This is a genomic window from Pseudoxanthomonas sp. Root65, assembly GCF_001427635.1.
Lineage (GTDB): Bacteria > Pseudomonadota > Gammaproteobacteria > Xanthomonadales > Xanthomonadaceae > Pseudoxanthomonas_A.
The window spans coordinates 488,192-508,514 of record NZ_LMHA01000003.1 but is presented as its reverse complement, the minus strand read 5'-3'; the positions used below and the strand labels follow the sequence as shown (position 1 = coordinate 508,514).

The window sequence follows — 20,323 nt, the reverse complement described above, 5'->3', positions numbered from 1 at the left end:
TGCTAATTGCGCCATCCTCGACGCAACAAAAACCACAATGCCGCGCCTGTACCGAATACCGCCACCGTCACGGATGCGGTGATTGCCAAACCGGCCTGCAATGCCGCATAGCTTAACAATAAGCTAATACCGCCAAACGCCATGTAAATCACGGTTATCGATGTGTGCCCCCATCGTCTGGCGCCCATTTGGTACAGGTGCCCGACATGCGGGGTCCACCACCGCTCTCCTCGGAGCATGCGCCCCGACAGCGTGAAGCCGGCGTCGATGAGGAAGGCGCAGAGCGGAAGCAGCAGCAACGGCGCCTGCGACGACGGGCCTGTGGCCCATGCCGCCGCAGCCAATCCCGCCAGCGCAAACCCCAGCGCCCCGCTCCCCACATCGCCCAGAAATATCCGGGCCTTGGGGAAATTGAACGGCAGGAAGCCCAGGCAGCCCGCGAGCAGCGCCAAGGCCAGCCACTGCCAGCCGCCGTCCAGCAGCCCCGCGTAAGCGAACGCTGCCAGCGCCGCCTGACTGGCGGCCAGCCCATTAATGCCGTCCATGAAGTTCCAGACATTGACCAGCGCCATGGCGGCCGCGAACGCAAGCAAGGCCGGCAACCAGTGGCCGCTTTGCCAGCCCGCACCCACCGCCAGCATCGTGGCCGCCACGGCTTGTACCCCCAGGCGCAACCAGGGCGACAAGGGGCGGTGGTCGTCGCACCAGCCGATCCCGGCCACGAGCAGCAACCCCGGCATGAACCCAAGCCACAAGGCATCCACGGACACCTGCCGGGTCATCAGGTAGATACTGGCGCAGGCGACCACCAGCACTATGGCAATGCCGCCACCTCTGGGCGTCGCGACCGTGTGGCTGCGCCGCTCGCCCGGCTGGTCCATAAGGTTGCCGAGCAGCGCGTAGTGTCGCGCCATCCAGGTCGCCACGGCGGCGGCGGCCGCCAGCCCCCCCACCCAGACATACACGTTGAGCATCACACCACCGCGTAGTTCAGCAGTGGCTTGACCGTCCCCCACTCCTTGCAGCTGGGGCACTGCCAGTGATGCGTGCGGGCGCCAAAGCCGCAGCGTGTGCAGCGATAGCTCGGGTTGCGCACCAGCAACTGGTCGGTGATGTGCTTGAGGTCATGCAGCGTGGCGGAGGGATCCGCGCCCTCGGCCAGCGTCAGGTCTATCAGCGATGCCTCGCCCCTGACCGAGGGGCGATCCTTGAGCTGTCGTGCCAGATAAGCGCGCGCGGCGGCGACGCCTTCCTGGCGCTCAACCAGCTTGGTCAGGGCCAGCACCGGCGCGATCCCGCGATAGTGCTCGCACATCTCGGACAGGAACGCCCGCGCGCCCGAGAAATCCCCGACCTGCTCATAGCTGGCCAGCAGGCTGGGGAGCACCTCCGGCAGATAATCCGGGTCGTGCCGTGCCGCCCGCTCGAAAGCGCGGATCGCGGCTTCGGGATTGCCCACATCCGTCTCGATCCGCCCCTCGATGATGCCGGCGCGCACGCTGCCCGCATCGGCCTGGTAGGCCCGCCCCACGGCAGCGCGTGCCGCGTCGATGTTGTTCGCCGTGCGCTGTCGTTCGGCGAGCTCGCACTCGAACTGGGCTACCAGCTTGCCCATCGGCTCGGCGGTCACCTCTTCGTAGCGCCGCGCATTGTCGATGGCCTTCTCCCAGTCCCGCTCGGCCTGGTAAATACCGATCAGGTGCTTGAGCGCCTGCGGTGCGCGCTGGTCTATCCGGGCAAGATCGGTGAAGACGGTCTCGGCGCGATCGAGCAGGCCTGAGCGCATGTAGTCTTCGCCTAGTGCCAGCAACGCCTGCACCCGTTGCGCATCGCTCAGGTCGGCGCGTTGCACGAGTCCCTGATGGAGGCGGATCGCGCGGTCCACTTCACCGCGGCGACGGAACAGATGGCCCAAGGCGACCTGCGTCTCGAACGTTTCCTTGTCCAGCTCGGCGATATGCAGGAAGAGCTCGATCGCCTTGTCCGGCTGCTCGTTGAGCAGGTAGTTCAGGCCACGGAAATAGGTGCTCGACAGCCGGCTGACCTGGGTGTCGCCGTGCCGCTGGCCACCGCGCCGGCCGATGATCCAGCCACTCAGCGCCGCCAGTGGGAGGAACAGGAAGAACCAGAACCACTCGGTCAGGAAATCCATGCTCAGGGACCACCGTCCACGGCCGAGGTGCCGGCGCCGCCCGTCGACAAGGCGGCACGGTTCGCCTTGCGCAACTTGGCGTACAGCGGCCAGACCAGCGTAGCCAGCACGATCAGCCCGCCGACCACGACACCCAGCAACAGGGACAGCATGATGCCGACGCCGGAGGACGTCTGGAATTCGGTGAACAGGAGTTTCAACGTGATCGGCTGCGTGTTGAGCACGCCGATGATGAGTCCGTAGGCCAGGAACAGCAGTGCGACGACCAGGCGGAACATGTTCATCAGGCGACTCCTTGCAGGACGGCGCCTAGCTTAACGGAGTCGGCGCGGAACGACACGCGCCTGTGGCAGGGCTATTCCCCGCTTTCCTCGATGGGCGTGACGTCGCTGACGCGCTCGCGCAGCTCCTTGCCCGGCTTGAAATGGGGGACATGCTTGGCCGGCAGCGCGACCGATTCACCGGTCTTGGGATTGCGGCCCATGCGCGGCGGACGGTAGTGCAGCGAAAAACTGCCGAAGCCACGGATCTCGATGCGGTCACCCTGCGACAGGGCGCCACCCATCATTTCCAGCAATGCCTTGACGGCCAGGTCCACGTCCTCCGCCTTGAGGTGCGGCTGGCGGCGGCTGAGGATCTCGATGAGTTCGGATTTGGTCATCGCATGCGGAATAAAGGCGGAAGTACCCGCGCCGGCCCGGGGTTTCCGGGCCGGCGGGGAACGTTACAACCAGACGTAAAGCAACGGCGGAGCCGCTTACTCGGACTTGCCACCGTCCAGCTGTGCACGCAGCAGCGCGCCCAGGCTGGTGGTACCGGTGGACGCTTCGGCGGCCGACTTGTTGTACTCGGCCAGCGCCTCGGCGGTCTCGGCTTCGTCCTTGGCCTTGATCGACAGTTGCAGCGTGCGGCCCTTGCGGTCCATGCCGATGAACTTGGCTTCGACCTTGTCGCCGACCTTCAGGTGCTGGCTGGCGTCGTCCACGCGGTCGTAGCTGATGTCGCGCGCCATCACGTAGCCTTCGATGCCGTCGGCCAGTTCGACCGTGGCGCCCTTGGCGTCCACTTCCTTCACGGTGCCTTCGACCTTCGAGCCCTTCGGGTGCGCGGCCATGTACTGGCCGAACGGATCCTGCTCCAGCTGCTTCACGCCCAGGCTGATGCGCTCGCGCTCCGGGTCCACGGCCAGCACCACGGCTTCCAGCGTGTCGCCCTTCTTGAAGTTGCGCACGATGTCTTCGCCGGTGGTGTTCCAGCTGATGTCCGACAGGTGGATCAGGCCGTCGATGCCGCCGTCCAGGCCGATGAAGATGCCGAAGTCGGTGATCGACTTGATCTGGCCGGACACCTTGTCGTTCTTCTTGTGGGTGGCCGCGAAGGTTTCCCAAGGATTGGCGGCGACCTGCTTCATGCCCAGCGAGATGCGGCGACGCTCTTCGTCCACGTCCAGCACCATCACTTCGACCTCGTCACCGACCTGCACGACCTTGGACGGGTTGACGTTCTTGTTGGTCCAGTCCATCTCGGAGACGTGCACCAGGCCTTCGACGCCCGGCTCGATCTCGACGAACGCGCCGTAATCGGTGACGTTGGAGACCTTGCCGAACACGCGGCTGTTGGCCGGGTAACGGCGGGCGATGTTGTCCCACGGATCCTCGCCCAGCTGCTTCAGGCCCAGCGAGACGCGGTTGCGCTCGCGGTCGTACTTCAGCACGCGGACGTCCAGTTCCTGGCCGACTTCCACGACTTCGGACGGATGGCGCACGCGCTTCCAGGCCATGTCGGTGATGTGCAGCAGGCCGTCGATGCCGCCCAGGTCGACGAACGCGCCGTAGTCGGTGAGGTTCTTGACCACACCCTTCAGCACCACGCCTTCCTGCAGCTTGTCCATCAGCTGCTCGCGCTCTTCCGAATGCTCGCTCTCGACCACCGCACGGCGGGAGACGACCACATTGTTGCGCTTGCGATCCAGCTTGATGAGCTTGAACTCGAGTTCCTTGCCTTCCAGGTAACCCGGGTCGCGCACAGGGCGCACATCGACCAGCGAACCCGGCAGGAATGCGCGGACGTCCTTGATGTCGACGGTGAAACCACCCTTGACCTTGCCGCTGATGCGGCCGGTGATGGTTTCGTTCTTCTCCAGCGCCTGCTCCAGCTCGTCCCACACCATGGCGCGCTTGGCCTTCTCGCGCGAGAGGACGGTTTCGCCGAAGCCGTTCTCGAGGGAGTCGAGCGCGACCTTGACTTCGTCGCCCACGCCCACGTCGATTTCGCCGGCGTCGTTCCGGAACTGTTCGATCGGCACGATGCCTTCGGACTTCAGGCCGGCGTTGATCACCACCACGTCGTTGCGGACTTCCACGACGACGCCGGTGACGATCGCACCCGGCTTCAGCTTGGCCAGATGGGTCTGGCTCTGTTCAAACAGTTCGGCAAATGATTCGGTCATTGAAAAAATACTCGGTTGATGACACAGACCGGCGCACTGAGGTGCGCTCGGTCCACCCGTTGTCGGCCTGCGCGGGATGCGTATGGCCGTGAGTGTTGTGGTTGGACACACCGCGCGGAGGATTCCGCACGGACCTTCTGCAGCGCCAGGATCAACCTGCGTGTGCAGGCACCAGGGCCAGCACGCGCTCGACGACGGCGTCGATGCCGAGGCCGGTGGTGTCGATGAGGATGGCGTCGTCGGCCGGCCTCAGGGGCGCCACCGTGCGCTGGGCGTCACGGGCATCGCGGGCGAGGATCTCGCGCAGCAGACCGTCGATTGTGACGGAAACCCCTTTGTCTTTCAACTGCTTATAGCGCCTTTCGGCCCGTTCGTCGGCGCTGGCGGTCAGAAAGACCTTGTAGGGGGCATCCGGAAAGATGACCGTGCCCATGTCGCGGCCGTCGGCGACCAGCCCGGGAGACTGACGGAACGCCCGCTGGCGCTCCTTCAGCGCCGAACGGACCTCCGGAATGGCGGCGATGGCCGAGGCCAGCGCACCGGTGGTCTCCAGGCGAAGTTCATCGGTGGCGTCCAGATCATCCACGATCACCCGCAAGCCCTGCTCCGACTCCCGGAAGCTCACCCGGGTATCGAAGGCGCAACGGACCAGCGCCGCCGGATCGGAAATATCCAGATCGGCCCAGCTCGCCGCCACGCCCACCGCGCGGTACAGCGCACCCGAATCCAGGTAGTGCCAGCCCAGGCGGGCAGCCGCAAGGCGACTGACGGTACCCTTGCCGGCGCCGGAAGGGCCATCGATGGTGAGGACGGGGGCGGTGTCGGACATGGGGGCTCCACAGGATTTTCGCCGCCATTATGGCCACCGCCGCGGGCCACGAGGAGACCGCCGCACACCCCGATCACGGGCAAGGGATGCAACCGCTTGATAAGGCAGCGGAATTGCCGCTAGAATAGCGGGCTTCGCTTCACCCCATACTTTTACGCCGAGGTTTCAACTCATGAAGGTCCTGTCCTCCCTGAAGTCGGCGAAGGCCCGTCACCGCGACTGCAAGGTGGTCCGCCGCCGCGGCAAGGTCTTCGTGATCTGCAAGTCCAACCCCCGTTTCAAGGCGCGCCAGCGCTGAGGAACGGCACTGCCGGCTCAGGCCGGCAATGCGCGAAAAGCCGCCTCCGGGCGGTTTTTTTGTTGCTGCGGTCCACGCCGGCAACCCGCCGGGCGAGCGACGAGCGATGTCAAAAGCGGCGCCAGGCCGCCTTTTTGTTGCCTGCCTTTTGTTATAAAAGGCGGATCACCCAGGGGAACTCCACCATGAGCCGTCGCGCCCTCGCACTTCCGTTGATCGCCCTGCTCGGCCTTGCCGGCCCGGCGTCCGCCGATACGCTGCTGATCGAACGCGCCCAGGAGAAACCGGCCGCCGCCGCGCCCGTGCGCGGACAGACCGCCGCCGATGTCGAGGCGCGCTTCGGCGCCCCGCAGCAGAAGCTGGAGCCGCGCGGCGGCCAGAAGCGCCAGTGGCCGGTGATCCATCGCTGGGTGTATCCCGGCTTCACCGTCTATTTCGAGAAGAGCCGCGTCATCGACGTGGTCCTGAACCAGGCTTCCGCCGACGAAATCGGCCCCAAGCCTCCCATCCGTTGACCGGCGCCCCGCGCGTTCCGTAACCCGATGACCGATGCCTATCGCTTTCCCGCGGAGTGGGAACTCCAGTCCGCGGTCCTGATCGCTTGGCCGCACGCCGAGACCGACTGGGCCGACCGCCTCGCCGACGTCGAAGAGACCTACGTCGCCCTGGTAGCCGCCATCACCCGCTTCCAGCCGGTGGTGATCTGTGTGGCCGACGACGACCTGCAGACCTATGCCGAGGCCCGACTGCGCTCGGCGCGGGTGGCGATGGAACGGGTGCGCTTCGTCCCGGCCGAATACGACGACACCTGGCTGCGCGACTCCGGCCCGATCACCTTGCGCGACGGCGACCGCTTCAAGCTGCTCGATTTCCGCTTCACCGGCTGGGGCGGCAAGTACGAGGCCACTCGCGACGACCGCCTGGTCGGTGAACTGGCGGGCATGCAGCTGTTTCACAACTATTTCGTCCAAAGCATTGATTTTGCCTTGGAAGGTGGCGCCATCGAAACCGATGGCGCGGGCACGCTGCTGACCACGTGGCAGTGCCTGCATGAGCGTCATCCCGATGCCTCGCGCGAGGAATTGACCGGAAAGCTCGCGCGCTGGCTGAAGCAGGACCGCGTGCTCTGGCTCGACCACGGCTATCTGGAAGGCGACGACACCGACGCCCACATCGACACCCTCGCCCGCTTTGCTCCGGACGACGCCATCGTTTACCAGGCCTGCGATGACGCCGAGGACGTTCACTTCGCCGAACTGCAGGCCATGGCGGCCGACATCGCCGCCCTGCGCACCGCCGACGGCCGCCCGTATCGCGCGTTCCCGCTGCCGTGGGCACAGCCGGTGATCGACAACGGTCGGCGGCTGGCGGCTTCGTACGCCAACTACCTGATCGTCAACGGCGCCGTACTGATGCCAGCCTATGGCGATCCCGCCGACGATCACGCGGCCGCCGTACTGGCCCAGGCCTACCCGGATCGCGAGATCGTGCAGGTGCCCTGCCGCGCCTTGATCTGGCAGAACGGCAGCCTGCACTGCATCACCATGCAGTTGCCCGCGGGATTGCTCGGCTGAGGCACCCGGCATGTCACGGTTCATGGCACCGTGACATCAGTTGGGCGCAGATTGAACGTTTCGTTTACATCTCGCCCTCCGTGATCCCGGATAACCACCGTTTCCCTTCGATCGAGGAGACGGCCGTGTATTCACGACGCAAGTTCCTGACCACCACGGCGCTGGCCACGGCCGGCCTTGGCCTGGCCGCGTGCCGCGATGCCGCCCAGGCCGGTGGCGTGAGCGCGGCACCCCCCGTGCCTGCCGCCGCACCCGCTTCCAGCGCGATCGGGCTGCTGAATACCCGCGCCATTCCCTCTTCGGGCGAGCGGGTCCCCGTCATCGGCATGGGCACCTCCGGCAGCTTCCAGGTGGGCGAGAGCGCCACCGAGCGGGATCCGTTGCGCGAGGTGCTGACGCGGTTCTTTGCCGCCGGCGCCACCCTGATCGATACCGCGCCCACCTATGGGACCGCCGAAGACGTGATGGGCGCGCTGCTGGCAGAGCAGAACCTGACCGCCAAGGCCTGGCTGGCCACCAAACTGTCGGGCGTGACCGGGCGCGAGGCGGGCCTGGCCCAGTTCGAGGACACGCTGCGGCGTCTGAAGACCGACAAGGTGGCCCTGCTGCAGGTCCACAACCTGGGCGACCTGAAGACGCAGATGGCCGTCGCCCGCGAGCTGAAGGCGCAGGGCAAGGTGAAGTACGTCGGCGTGACCCACTACGTGGAGCGCGCGCAGGAGGAACTGGCGGACGTCGTCCAGGCGGAAAAGCCCGACTTCCTGCAGATCAACTATTCGGTCGTCAGTCGTGGCGCGGAGAAACGCGTGCTGCCGCTGGCGCAGGATCTCGGCGTGGCGGTGCTGATCAATCGTGCGTTCGAGGACGGCAAGCTGTTCGCCCAGGTGAAGGACAAGCCGGTACCGTCGGAACTCGCCGCGACAGGCGTGACCTCGTGGGCGCAGGCCTTCCTCAAGTTCGCCCTGAGCCACCCGGCGGTGACCGCCGTCATTCCGGCCACCGGCAAGCCCGATCGGCAGACGGACAACCTGCGTGCCGGCACCGGTCCCGACCTGACGGCCGCCCAGCGCGACGCGCTGATCGCCGCCCTGGCCTGAGCCCATGTCGTTGCCCCCCGCGTCCGGCTTCGCCGGCTGGCTCGCCCGCCTGTTCAACGTCAAAGCCCACGAGGCGCCGGTGGTCGGGGCAGGGCTGGCGATGTTCTTCCTGTTGTTCGCCGGCTATTTCATGCTGCGGCCGATCCGCGAAACGATGGGCGTCGCCGGCGGTGTCGACAACCTGCAATGGCTGTTCACCGGCACCTTCGTGGCGACGCTGGCGGTGTTGCCGCTGTTCGGCTGGATCGCCTCGAAGGTGCCGCGCAGGCGCATCGTACCGTGGGTGTTCGGCGTGGTCGTGGCCAGCCTGCTCGGGTACGGCGCGGCGATGCTGGTGCGGCCGGACGACCTCTGGCTGGCACGCACGTTCTACATCTGGGTGTCGGTGATCAACCTGCTGATGATCTCGCTGGCCTGGAGCGTGCTGGCCGACGTGATGGAAAGCAGCGAAGCCAAGCGCCTGTTCGCGCTGATCGCCGCAGGCGCCAGCCTCGGCGGCCTGGCCGGTCCCCTGCTGACCACGCTGCTGGTAAAGCCGCTGGGTCATGGCCGCCTGATGCTGTTGTCCGCGCTGCTGATCGGCGCCAGCGCTGCGACCGCGACCTGGCTTCATCGTTGGCGTGACCGCCATCCGCTGCCCGCCGGTGGCAGTTCCGCCGAGCAACGGCAGCGCCCGCTGGGAGGAAATCCGTTCGCCGGCGCCACTGCGGTGTTCCGCTCGTCCTACCTGCTGGGCATCGCCTTCTTCGTGCTGCTGCTGGCGACGGTGACAACCTTCCTCTACTTCGAACAGGCCAAGCTGGTCGCCGAACGCTTCGCCGACAAGGAAGAGCAGACCCAGGTCTTCGGCCTGATCGACACGGTCGTGCAGACGCTGGCCATCCTCAGCCAGTTGTTCATCACCGGGCGCATCGCGCAGAAGCTCGGCGTCGGCGTGTTGCTGGTGGCGGTGCCGCTGGTGGTGGCGGCCGGATTCCTGTGGCTCGCGCTGGCGCCGGTCTTCGCCGTATTCGTGGTGGTGATGGTGGTGCGGCGCGCGGGCGAGTACGCCTTCGTGCGGCCCGGCCGCGAGATGTTGTACACGGTCGTGCCCGCCGATCAGAAGTACAAGGCGAAGAACTTCATCGATACCGTGGTCTACCGTGGCGGCGATGCGCTGAGCGGCTGGGTCAAGCGTGCGCTCGACGTGCTGGCGGACCATCCGTCGGCGGCGATGTTCATCGGTGCCGGTGTGGCGGTGGCATGGGCGGTCACCGGCGTCGCGCTGGGACGTCGGCAGCGGCGGCTGGAGGCGAGGCGCGACGCGTCCTGAGCGCGCGCGTTCACCCGCGGGACGCCTGCCGTCACGGAGGACGCGGTACCATTCGCCCTCCCCTCGATAGCCGCCGACTCGCACGATGAGCCGCACCACCCTGCCCGTTGCCCTGATCCAGGAAAAGAACCACGGCGATGCCGACGCCAACCTGTCGGTGATCGAAGCGCGCGTCGCCGAAGCGGCCAAGCGTGGCGCGCGACTGGTGCTGCTGCAGGAACTGCACAACGGCGCGTACTTCTGCCAGCACGAATCGGTGCAGGAATTCGACCTGGCCGAACCGATCCCCGGCCCCAGCACCGAGCGCCTGGGCAGGCTGGCCAAGCAGCACGGCGTGGTGCTGGTCTCCTCGCTGTTCGAGCGCCGCGCCGCCGGGCTGTACCACAACACCGCGGTGGTCTACGAAAAGGACGGCCGCATCGCGGGCAAGTACCGCAAGATGCACATCCCCGACGATCCGGGGTTCTACGAGAAGTTCTATTTCACCCCGGGCGACATCGGCTTCACCCCGATCGACACCTCGGTGGGTCGCCTCGGCGTGCTGGTGTGCTGGGACCAGTGGTATCCGGAAGCCGCACGCCTGATGGCATTGGCCGGTGCCGACCTGCTGCTGTATCCCACCGCGATCGGCTGGGATCCGGACGATGAGCAGGCTGAGAAGAGCCGCCAGCGCGATGCCTGGGTGCTGAGCCATCGCGGCCACGCCGTCGCCAACGGCCTGCCGGTGCTGAGCTGCAATCGCGTCGGTCACGAGCCGTCGCCGCTGGGCGCCTCCGGCATCCGCTTCTGGGGCAACAGCCACGTGTTGGGTCCGCAGGGCGAATTCATTGCCGAAGCCGGCACCGAGGAAACCATCCTGATGGCCGACATCGACCTGCAGCGCAGCGAGCATGTCCGCCGCATCTGGCCGTTCCTGCGCGACCGCCGCATCGATGCGTACGGCGACCTGCTCAAGCGCTACATCGACTGAGGCCGCCGCGTGCCGTTGATCGTCCGTGACGCCACGCCGGCCGACGTGCCGGCCATCGCCGCCCTCTATGCGGACGAAGTCCGCCATCACGTCAACACCTACGAGTACGACGTGCCGGACGAAGCCGAGATGGCGCGCCGCATGCACAGCGTGCTAGACGCCGGTTATCCGTACCTGGTGGCGGAACAGGACGGCGCCTTCGTCGGCTATGCCTACGCCAGCAGCTATCGCGCCCGCGCGGGTTACCGCAAGACCGTGGAGAACTCGGTCTACGTGGTGCCCGGCCGGCAGGGCCAGGGCATCGGCGCAGCGTTGATGCAGGCCCTGATCGATGCCTGCGAGGCGCGCGGCTATCGGCAGATGATCGCCGTGATCGGCGAACCCACCAATACCGCCTCCATCAGCCTGCACGAGAAGTTCGGCTTCACCCTGGTCGGTATCTTCCGCGGCATCGCCTGGAAGCACGACCGCTGGCTGGACACCGTGCAGATGCAGCGCACCCTCGGCGCCGGCACTAACGCGTCCCCGCAAGATGACTGACACGATGACCGAACCCACCCCCGCCGCTGCCGATCCGCTGCACGGACAGCCCCACGAGATCGTCGAGCGCGACGGCATCCGCTACACGCTGCTGGGCACGGCGCACGTCTCGCGCGCCAGCGTCGACGCGGTGCGCGCGGCAGTCGCCAGCGGCGACTACGACAGCGTGGCGGTGGAACTGGATCCGGGACGCCTGCAGTCGCTGACCGACCCCGACACGCTGGCGCGGCTGGACCTGGTGAAGGTCATCCGCGAAGGCAAGACGCATCTGTTCGCCGCCAACCTCGCACTGGCGGCCTACCAGCGCCGCCTGGCCGAACAACTCGGCGTCGAGCCCGGCGAGGAACTGAAAGCCGGCGCGCTGGATGCGCAGGCGCGCGGCCTGCCCGTGCACCTGATCGACCGCGAAGTCGGCCTGACCTTCAAGCGCGCCCTGCAGTCGCTGGGCTGGTGGCAGCGGACCAAGGTCGGCGCCGGCATCCTGGCCAGCATGTTCGGCGACGAGGAAGTCGGCGACGACGAGATCGAGAAGCTCAAGCAGGGCGACATGATGGAATCGAGCTTCGGCGAGTTCGCCGCCGAAAGCCCGCAGCTCTACCAGGCCATCATCGCCGAGCGCGACCAGTACATGGCGGCGGCATTGCGTCAGATCGCCGCCAGCAAGCCGACCGATGCCCCATTGCCGTATCGCGTGCTCGCCGTGGTCGGCGCCGGCCACCTGCCCGGTCTGACCCGTCATCTGAAAGACGACACAGCCGATCCCGCGGAACTGCGCAGCGCGCTGGAAGTCGTCAAGCCCAAGTCACGCATGCCGTGGATGGAGCTGGTAATCGGCGTGTTCCTGATCGGCGGTTTCGCCTGGGGATTCTGGCAGGGCGGCGTCGATGTCGGTTCGGACCTGCTGCTGCAGTGGGTGCTGGCCACCGGCGTGCTGGGCGCCATCGGCTGCGCGATCGCGGGCGGGCATCCGCTCAGCATCCTTGCCGCCTTCATCTCGTCGCCGCTGACGCCGCTGCATCCGGCGCTGGCGTCGGGCACGGTCAGCGCGTTCGTGGAAGCCACGCTGCGCAAGCCCACCTACGCCGACTTCATGGCCCTGCGCGACGACGTGCAGACGCTGCGCGGCTGGTGGAAGAACCGCGTGGCGCGCGTGCTGCTGAACTTCTTCCTGACAAGCCTGGGCACCGCCATCGGCGTGTGGACCGGGGGCTTGCGGATGCTGGGCAAGCTGGTCGGCTGATCCTGCACTTCCCCTTCGATCCAAAGAAAGAGCCGGGCATTGCCCGGCTTTTTCCTGTCCGCTCCCGTTACTCCACGTGTACCGCTGCCACGCTGCCGGCGGCGGCAGCGCCACCGCCGCGTCCCTGGCGTGCCCGCTGGATCGTGCGGGCGGTACCGCTGCGCAGATCGTCGAGGATGGCGTAGATGGTCGGCAGGAACAGCAGACTGACCACCGTCGAGAACGCCAGGCCGCCGGCGATGGCACGGGCCATCGGGGCATAGGCCGGACCGTCGCCGGCCATCTGCGTGTTCGCCATCGCGATGGGCACCATCGCCAGGATCGCCGTGCCCATCGTCATCAGGATGGGACGCAGGCGTTCGCGGCTGCCTTCGACCAGCGCATCGGTGCGCGACAGGCCGCGCCGTCGCAGGTTGTTGATGTGTTCCACCATCACGATGCCGTTGTTCACCACCACGCCCATCAATACCAGGATGCCGATGAAGGACATGATGCCGAACGTCGTGCCGGTCAGGGCGAACAGCCAGAACACGCCGAACACCGAGAACACCACGCCACTCATGATCGCCGCCGGGAACAGCAGCGACTCGAACACGGCCGCCATCACGATGTAGATCATCACCAGCGCGATCAGCAGGTTGAACATCATCTGCGCCATCGCCTCGTCGTCTTCCTGGAAGGCGCTGCCGTCGAAGGAGTAACTGTAGCCGGCGGGGAATGCGATGCCCTTCAGCGTCTCTTCCATCGCCTTGCGCGCGTCGGGCACGGTGACCTTTTCGGCCAGGTTCGCCTGCACGGTCACCGTCGTCTGCCGGTTGGTGCGCTGGATCTGGGTGGCCGCCGGCAGCACCGCCACGTTCACCAGACTCAGCAGCGGCACGGTGCGGCCGTCCGGCGAACGCACCATGAAGCCGGCCAGGTCCTCGGTACCGTAATCCTCGGCGCCGGCGAAGCGGACCCAGACCGGCACCTCGGTCTCGCCACGGCGGAACTCGCGCAGCGGGGCGCCGCGCAGCGCCAGGCTGACGAAGCGTGCGACCTCCTCGGCACTGAAACCGAACGCCGCCGCACGTTCGCGATCCACGCGCACGGTCAGCTCGCTGTTCTGGTCGCCAACATCCACGCGCACGTCGCGCAGCTCCTTGCGCTTGGCGAGGATGGGGATCAGGTCGTTGGCGATCTCGGACAGGGTCTGAGTGGAATCGCCGACCAGCTGGAAGGACACGCTCTGCCCCGGCTGGCCACCACCGCCCTGTCCGCCGCCCTCGCCATTGATGCCGATGTTGGCCCGGGCCGATTTCGGCAGTTCCTTGCGCAGCTGTTCGATGATCGGTTTGGTTTCGCTGGACTTGTCGGTGTCGAACTTCACCTGCGTGCCGCCCCAGCCCTGCTCGCTGAAGTACGAATACACTTGGGTGATGCGGTACTTCTCGCGGTTGGCCTGCAGGAACTGTTCGACCTTCAGGATCTCGTCGGACATCTGCTCCTTCGTGTACGCGCCCTTCCACTGGTAGTACAGCTCGGCTTCGCCGCCGCCGTCGCCACCGAACATGTCGAACTTGGTGAACTTGATCGGCACGAAGCTCACCACCACGATCAGCAGGATGCCGAGCACGCTCCAGCCGCGGTGTTCCAGCGTCCAGCGCAGGAAACCGGCATAGCGCTTCTGCATGCGCGGGATGATGCCCGACTCGGTACGCACCAGCGGCGGCGTCTTCAGCCGCGCCGAGATCATCGGGATCAGGCTCACCGCCACCAGCCACGAGGCCAGCAGCGACACCGAGATGGTGATCGCGATCTGCCCCAGGTAGATGCTGAGGAAGTTGCGCTCGCCAAACAGGTTGGGCACGAACACGATGCAGTGGCACAGCGTGCCGGCCGACAGCGCGATCGCCACGTGGCGGGTGCCGACGATGGACGCCCACACGGGATTGTCGGGGTATTTCTCGCGCTCCTGGTAGATGCTCTCGACCACGACCACGGCGTTGTCGACCAGCATGCCGATGGCCAGCAGCAGCCCCATCATCGACAGGATGTTGAGGGTCACGCCGGCGAAGTACATGAAGCCCAGCGTCATCACGAAGCAGATCGGGATGGCCAGCGTGACCATCGCCACCGATGGCCAGTGGCGCAGGAAGAACCACAGCACCACGATCGACAGCACCAGGCCGATCAAGCCGGCTTCGGCCAGTTCCAGCAGCGAGGACGTGACGTTCTCGCCCTGGTTCTCGATCACCTTGACCTGCACGTCGCTGAGCGAGGGCTGCGAACGGATCGCCTCCACTTCCTTCAACGCGTTGCTGGACACCTCCACCAGGTTGGCATTGCGCTCCTTGAAGATGTCCAGACCCACGGCCGGCTGGCCATCGAGGCGGCGGCCATAGTCCATGCGCGCCGGCTTCAGGCGCACGTCGGCGATGTCGCCGAGCCGCACGTTGCCGCTGCCGACCACCAGGTCGCGCAGCTGCTGCAGATCGGTCAGTTCGCCCACCGGCTGCACGCGCAGGCGCTGCGGCCCGTCGCTGATCACGCCGGCCGAGATCGAGAAATTCACCGCCTGCAGCCGTTGCGTCAACTCGTTGAGGCTCAGGTTGTGCGCGGTCAACCGGTCCTGGTTGATCGCGATCTCCACCTCGTTCGGCGGCGCACCCGACACCTCGACGCGGGCCACGCCGGGGATGCGCTCGATCCGCCGTTTGAACTCGCGCTCGATCATGTCGTACGCGCCGGTCAGGTCGGTCTTGCTGGCCAGGCGTACCCGCAGCACGGGTTGGTCGGTGGTGGAGAACTTGAAGACGAAGTAGCGCTGCAGGTCCTCGGGCAGCTCGTCGCGGATCGCATCCAGCCGCTCGCGCGCTTCCGAGGCGGCAATGGCGACATCGCGGTCCCAGTCGGAGAACTGGATGAAGATCTGCGCGCCTTCGGCCTTGGCATTGGACTCCATCCGCTTGATGCCGGCCATCGTCGACAGCGCTTCCTCGGCCGGGCGCAGCACCGTGCGCTCGACTTCCTCCGGCGTCGAGCCGGTGTACGGCAGCGAAACGAAGATGAAGGGCGGCGACACCTCCGGGAAGGCTTCCAGCGGCAGGCGGACCGCCGCGATCAGGCCGATCACGAACAGCGAGATGAAGAACATCACCGCCGTGACCGGCCGCTTGATGCTGAACTCCGCGACGCTCATGCGGGTTCGCCCTCCCCGTCGACCGGCATGGCCGCCGTCTTGCGGGCGCGACGGCCGCGTTCGCGGTAGTACTCGTCGGCACGGCGGTCCAGCAGGTCGTAGACCACCGGGATCACCAGCAAGGTCAACAGGGTCGACACCAGCAGGCCACCGATCACGGTGATGGCCATCGGCGAGCGGACTTCCGCACCCGGGCTGCCGAACAGCGGCGCGGTGGCCAGCGGCAGGAACCCGAACAGCGTGCACAGCGTGGTCATGATGATCGGACGCAGGCGCGATCGCGCGCCTTCGACCAACGCTTCACGCTTGGACACGCCGGCCTCGCGCAACTGGTTGACCTTGTCGATCAGGATGATCGCGTTCTTGGTCACCAGGCCCACCAGCAGGATCAGGCCGATGAACACCACCACCGACACCGGCGAATTGGTCAGGAACAGCGCCGCGACGGCACCGACCATCGCCAGCGGGATGGTGAACAGGATGACGAACGGATGCAGCAGCGATTCGAACTGCGACGCCATCACCAGGTACACCAGGAACACCGCCAGGCCGAACGCGAACAGCAGCGAGTTGACCGATTCCGCCAGTTCCTCGCCCTGCCCGCCGATGTGCATGCCGACGCCGGCGCCGAGCGGATTCTCGGCGACCATGGTCTGCACTTCCTGCACGGCGCTGCCCAGGTCGATGTCGCGCAGGTTGGCCGAGACGATCGCCACGCGCACCTGATCGGCGCGATGGATCTCGCTGGGACCGGTGGTGGCCACGACATCCGCCACCGCCGACAGCGTCACCGGGCGGGCACTGCCGGGATTGACGATCAAGCGGCGGATGCTGTCCACCGAGGCGCGGTCGCCTTCCTGCGCGCGCACCAGCACGTCGATCTTGCGGTCGCGGAAGCTGTAGCGCGTGGCGACTTCGCCGCGCACCTTCTTCACCACCACATCGGCGATCTGCCGCGTGGTCAGGCCCAGCGCACCGGCGCGCTCCTGGTCGAAGCGGATCTGGATCTCGGGGAAGCCCTGCTCCACCGTCGACTTGACGTCGGCGTAGTGCGGGTTCTCCCGCAGCAGTGCCGCCAGCTTCTGGCCGGCCTGCTCGATGCTGGCCAGGTCCTGGCCGCGCAGTTCGACTTCCAGCGGGGTCGAGAAGCTGAAGAGCTCAGGCCGGCTGAAATCGACCTGTGCACCCGGGTGGTCCTGCATCGTCGTGCGAAGCGCTTCGGTCTCGCGGGCTTCGATGGCCTCGTTGCCGCCGTTGGCCATGACGACCGTCAGCTTGCCGATGTTCTCGCCGCTCTCGGTCGGGTTGGCGTCCAGCCGGGTGCCGCTGCCACTCACGCCATACAGTGCATGGATGCCTTCGGCCTTGGCATGCTTGTTCTGCAGGTCGCGCACCAGCGCATCGGTCTTGGCCAGCGGCGTGCCCGGGGGCAACTTCACCGTCATCTCGAAACGGTCCTGCGCCAGCTGCGGGATCAGGTCCGCGCCCAGCATCGGCACCGCAGCCAGCGCCACCACGAAGGTGGCGGCGGCGAAACCCAGTACCAGCCACGGCCGCTGCAGCGACGCCGGCAGCAGGCGCATGTAGCCGGCTTCGGCGCGGTGGTAAGGCGCCATCGTCAGGTCGCTGGCCTTGCGCATGACCGGGCCGACCACGGCGACGAGTCCGCGCCACGCGCGCACCACCAGCCAGGCCAGGCCGAAGAAAGCGTAGCGGAACATCGCACCGATGCCGCGCCCGCTCGCCGCCACCGGCTTCTGCCAGCGCGAGGCGGGCTTCCACTGCGGGTGCGGAGTCTCTTCGGGGAACGCCATCGGCGGCCGGCCCTTCAGCGAACTCAACATCGGGATCAGCGTCATCGACACGATCAGCGAGATGCCGATGGCGATCGCCACGGTCAATGCCTGGTCGCGGAACAGCTGGCCGGCGATGCCCTGTACGAACACCAGCGGCAGGAACACCGCAATGGTCGTCAGCGTGGACGCCACCACCGCCATGCTGACTTCGCGGGTGCCGACCATCGCCGCTTCCAGGATGCCCAGGCCGCGTTCGCGCGCCTTGGCGATGCTTTCCAGCACCACGATGGAGTCGTCCACCACCAGGCCGGTCGCCAGCGCCAGGCCGCCCAGCGACATGACGTTGAGGCTCAGTCCCAGCTCGCCCATGAAGAAGAACGTGGTGACGATGGAGACCGGTAGCGACAGGCTGATGACGAAGGTGCTCCAGCCATCGCGCAGGAACAGGAAGATGATCAGGATGGCCAGCAGGCCGCCGATCACGGCGTCCTTCTTGACGTCGGCGATGGCGTGTTCGATGAACAGCGACTGGTCGTCGATGATCGTCAGTTCGACATCCGGCGGCACCTGCTGCTTGAGCTGCTCCAGCTTGGCCTTCAGCGCATCGGCCGTGGACACGGTATTGGCGTCGCCTTCCTTGTAGATCGCCAGTTCCACCGCTTCCTTGCCGGCCAGACGGATGATCGCCTCGCGTTCCTTGAAGCCCTGGCGGACCTCGGCCACGTCCTTCAGGCGCACCGGCATGCCGCCGGCGATCACGCTGCTGCCACCGCCCGACGCGCTCTGCACGGACGCCGCGGCGGCCATGGCCTCGGCCGAACCGGTGGACGCGGCAATCGCCGCCATCTGCGCCGCCGCCGACGCCGCGGCGTTGTCGCCGCCGCTCTGCGTGGTCACCAGCATGTCGCGTATTTCGTTGACGGTGGCGAACTGGTTGACGGTACGCACCAGGTAACGCTGCGACCCTTCTTCCAGGCGGCCGCCGGAGATGTTGATGTTCTCCTGCTGCAGGCGCTGGATGACCGTGTCGATCGGCAGGCTGAGCTGGGCCAGCTTCTGCTGGTCGATGTCGACCTGGATCTCGTCTTCCAGACCGCCGCCGACCTTTACCGCGGCCACGCCGCTGACCGGTTCCAGCTTCTTCTTCAGATCGTCATCGGCATAGCGCCGCAGCTCGGTGAGCAGGCGGATCGCATCGGTGTCGTTCTTCGGTTCCTGCTTGTTGGACAGCACCAGGCGCAGGATCGGCTCGGTCGAGGGATTGAAGCGCAGCAGCACCGGCGCCTTCGCTTCCAGCGGCAGCGACAGCACTTCCATCTTGTCGCGGACTTCCAGGCTGGCCTGGTCCATGTCCGTGCCCCAGGCGAACTCCAGCACCACGTCGCTCTGGCCGGTGCGCGAGACCGACTTCAGCTTGCGCAGGTTCTTCACCACGCCGACGGCTTCTTCCACCGGCTCGCTGATCAGCGTTTCGATCTCCGACGGCGCGGCACCGGTGTACTCGGTGCGCACCGTCAGCGTGGGATAGCTGAGGTCGGGCAGCAGGTTGACCTTCAGCGAGCCCAGTGCGATCACGCCGAACAGGAACATCGTGATCCAGAACATCGCGATGGTGACGCGACGACGGGTGGAGAACTCGACCAGTCCGCCGCCCACTGTTCCGCCGTCCGCCGCTGCGTGGGGGTCGTGTTCCCCCGGTGCGTGGCCGGGCGTGCTCATTGCTTGCTTCCGGCGGACTTGGCGGCGTCCGGCTTGGTGGCGACCTTGGCCGGTTCTGCGCCGATCACCTGCACCGCGCTGCCTTCACGCAGCGCCACCTTGCCCGCGGTCACCACCTGCTCGCCGGCCTTGAGGCCTTCGCGCACCTCGATCCATTCGCCGTCGACATAGCCCACCTTGACCGGCACACGCGCGGCCTTGCCGTTGCGCACCGCGAACACCGCCGGGTCACCGTCGTCGAGCAGCGCCACGCGCGGCACCACCAGCGCATTGGCGCGCTGGTCGTAGTCGATGCGGATGCGGCCGAACATGCCCGGCTGCAGCACGCCGTCGCTGGCGAACGAACCGACCACGCGGAAGGTGCCGCTGCCGGAATCCACCACCGGCGCGATGCGGTCGACCTTGCCCTGGAACACCTTGCCCGGCAGCGCATCCACCGCCAGCGCGATCGGCAGGCCGGCCTTCAGCGTGGACAGTTCGCGCTCGGGCACATTCAACGTGGCCTCCAGTCGCGACTGGTCGACGATGCGGATGATCGGCGTGTTGATCTGCACGAAGTTGCCGGTCTTGATGGACCGCGAGGCGACCACGCCGGAAATCGGCGCGGTGACCGTGGTGTAGGACAGCTCGAGCGCGGCGGCGCGGTAGAAGGCGCGTGCGTTCTCCAGGTCGTACTTGATCTGGTCGACGTCGTTGGCGCTGATCATCTGCTGTTCGACCAGCTGCTGCGCGCGACGGTAGTTGTTCTCCAGCTTGCGCATCTGCGCTTCGGCCTGGGCCACCTGCAGGCGCAGGCGGTCGGGGTCGAGGCGCACCAGTGCCTGGCCGGCACGGACCACCTGCCCTTCCTCGACCAGCACGGCGAGCGCCACGCCGGAGGTCTTGGCCACGACCTGCGACTCGCCCAGCGCTTCCAGCGCGGCCGTGCCGCTGTAGCTGGCCGCGACCGGACGGTGCGAGACCTTGGCGACCTCGACCGGGACGGCGTCGGGCTCCTTGGGGGCATCGCCGTTCTTGGCCTGCGCCTCGGGCGTCGGGCCGCCCCCCTTGCAGGCGGACAGGACCAGCAGGCCGCAAAGCACGGGGACCAGTGCGAGGCGCAGGTAGGAACGGCCGGATTCGGGGCGGGGTCGGGACATGGGGGCGGTACCGTGGTGGTGTTGTGG

At 66.9% G+C, this 20,323-nt stretch carries 17 protein-coding genes; 8 read left to right on the top strand and 9 right to left on the bottom strand.

The genetic code is table 11. The features are described from left to right. Positions 1-2: 2 nt before the first annotated feature. From ASD77_RS17015 to cmk, 6 genes are all read right to left on the bottom strand, one after another. On the bottom strand, positions 3-974 hold the full coding sequence (locus ASD77_RS17015) for a hypothetical protein (RefSeq protein ID WP_055944744.1): 972 nt from the start codon (positions 972-974) through the stop codon (positions 3-5). Next, a complete protein-coding gene (gene lapB / locus ASD77_RS17010) occupies positions 974-2,152 on the bottom strand; it encodes a lipopolysaccharide assembly protein LapB (protein WP_055944739.1) in 1,179 nt (392 codons plus the stop codon). Before lapB ends, ASD77_RS17015 begins: the two co-directional genes overlap by 1 nt. Before the next feature lie 2 nt (positions 2,153-2,154). Next, entirely contained in the window at positions 2,155-2,436 is a 282-nt protein-coding gene (locus tag ASD77_RS17005) for a lipopolysaccharide assembly protein LapA domain-containing protein (RefSeq protein ID WP_055944736.1), read from the bottom strand. A gap of 71 nt (positions 2,437-2,507) precedes the next feature. Beyond that, positions 2,508-2,813: an integration host factor subunit beta gene (locus tag ASD77_RS17000; RefSeq protein ID WP_055944733.1), complete on the bottom strand. Its 306-nt coding sequence runs from the start codon at positions 2,811-2,813 to the stop codon at positions 2,508-2,510. A 96-nt stretch (positions 2,814-2,909) separates the two neighbouring features. Further along, positions 2,910-4,601 (bottom strand): 30S ribosomal protein S1, encoded by a 1,692-nt coding sequence (gene rpsA / locus ASD77_RS16995; RefSeq protein WP_055944730.1) that lies wholly within the window; start codon positions 4,599-4,601, stop codon positions 2,910-2,912. 151 nt (positions 4,602-4,752) lie between these two features. Then, the gene (cmk, locus tag ASD77_RS16990) at positions 4,753-5,430 is read right to left on the bottom strand and encodes a (d)CMP kinase (RefSeq protein WP_055944725.1); all 678 of its coding nucleotides are present in this window, start codon (positions 5,428-5,430) and stop codon (positions 4,753-4,755) included. A gap of 172 nt (positions 5,431-5,602) precedes the next feature. On the opposite strand from cmk, the gene ykgO reads away from it, so the two are divergent. From ykgO to ASD77_RS16950, 8 genes are all read left to right on the top strand, one after another. Further along, entirely contained in the window at positions 5,603-5,728 is a 126-nt protein-coding gene (ykgO, locus tag ASD77_RS16985) for a type B 50S ribosomal protein L36 (RefSeq protein ID WP_010342887.1), read from the top strand. 185 nt (positions 5,729-5,913) lie between these two features. Further along, a complete protein-coding gene (locus ASD77_RS16980) occupies positions 5,914-6,243 on the top strand; it encodes a hypothetical protein (protein WP_055944722.1) in 330 nt (109 codons plus the stop codon). 27 nt (positions 6,244-6,270) lie between these two features. Then, the gene (locus tag ASD77_RS16975; RefSeq protein WP_055944719.1) at positions 6,271-7,302 is read left to right on the top strand and encodes an agmatine deiminase family protein; all 1,032 of its coding nucleotides are present in this window, start codon (positions 6,271-6,273) and stop codon (positions 7,300-7,302) included. Between the two features lie 125 nt (positions 7,303-7,427). Further along, the gene (locus tag ASD77_RS16970) at positions 7,428-8,399 is read left to right on the top strand and encodes an aldo/keto reductase (protein ID WP_055945113.1); all 972 of its coding nucleotides are present in this window, start codon (positions 7,428-7,430) and stop codon (positions 8,397-8,399) included. 4 nt (positions 8,400-8,403) lie between these two features. Continuing rightward, positions 8,404-9,711, top strand: a complete 1,308-nt coding sequence (locus tag ASD77_RS16965; RefSeq protein WP_055944716.1) for an MFS transporter — start codon at positions 8,404-8,406, stop codon at positions 9,709-9,711. An 85-nt stretch (positions 9,712-9,796) separates the two neighbouring features. Beyond that, a complete protein-coding gene (locus tag ASD77_RS16960) occupies positions 9,797-10,681 on the top strand; it encodes a carbon-nitrogen hydrolase (protein ID WP_055944713.1) in 885 nt (294 codons plus the stop codon). 9 nt (positions 10,682-10,690) lie between these two features. Next, the gene (locus ASD77_RS16955) at positions 10,691-11,221 is read left to right on the top strand and encodes a GNAT family N-acetyltransferase (protein WP_055944710.1); all 531 of its coding nucleotides are present in this window, start codon (positions 10,691-10,693) and stop codon (positions 11,219-11,221) included. Between the two features lie 4 nt (positions 11,222-11,225). Then, on the top strand, positions 11,226-12,461 hold the full coding sequence (locus ASD77_RS16950; RefSeq protein ID WP_200947422.1) for a TraB/GumN family protein: 1,236 nt from the start codon (positions 11,226-11,228) through the stop codon (positions 12,459-12,461). A 67-nt stretch (positions 12,462-12,528) separates the two neighbouring features. On the opposite strand, the gene ASD77_RS16945 is transcribed toward ASD77_RS16950, so the two are convergent. Genes ASD77_RS16945 through ASD77_RS16935 form a run of 3 tightly spaced genes read right to left on the bottom strand, consistent with a single transcriptional unit; the run spans position 12,529 to position 20,296 of the window. Then, the gene (locus ASD77_RS16945; protein ID WP_055944704.1) at positions 12,529-15,642 is read right to left on the bottom strand and encodes an efflux RND transporter permease subunit; all 3,114 of its coding nucleotides are present in this window, start codon (positions 15,640-15,642) and stop codon (positions 12,529-12,531) included. Next, on the bottom strand, positions 15,639-19,157 hold the full coding sequence (locus tag ASD77_RS16940; protein WP_055944701.1) for an efflux RND transporter permease subunit: 3,519 nt from the start codon (positions 19,155-19,157) through the stop codon (positions 15,639-15,641). Before ASD77_RS16940 ends, ASD77_RS16945 begins: the two co-directional genes overlap by 4 nt. Continuing rightward, the gene (locus tag ASD77_RS16935) at positions 19,154-20,296 is read right to left on the bottom strand and encodes an efflux RND transporter periplasmic adaptor subunit (RefSeq protein ID WP_055944698.1); all 1,143 of its coding nucleotides are present in this window, start codon (positions 20,294-20,296) and stop codon (positions 19,154-19,156) included. The genes ASD77_RS16940 and ASD77_RS16935 overlap by 4 nt, the downstream gene beginning before the upstream one ends. Positions 20,297-20,323: the final 27 nt, after the last annotated feature.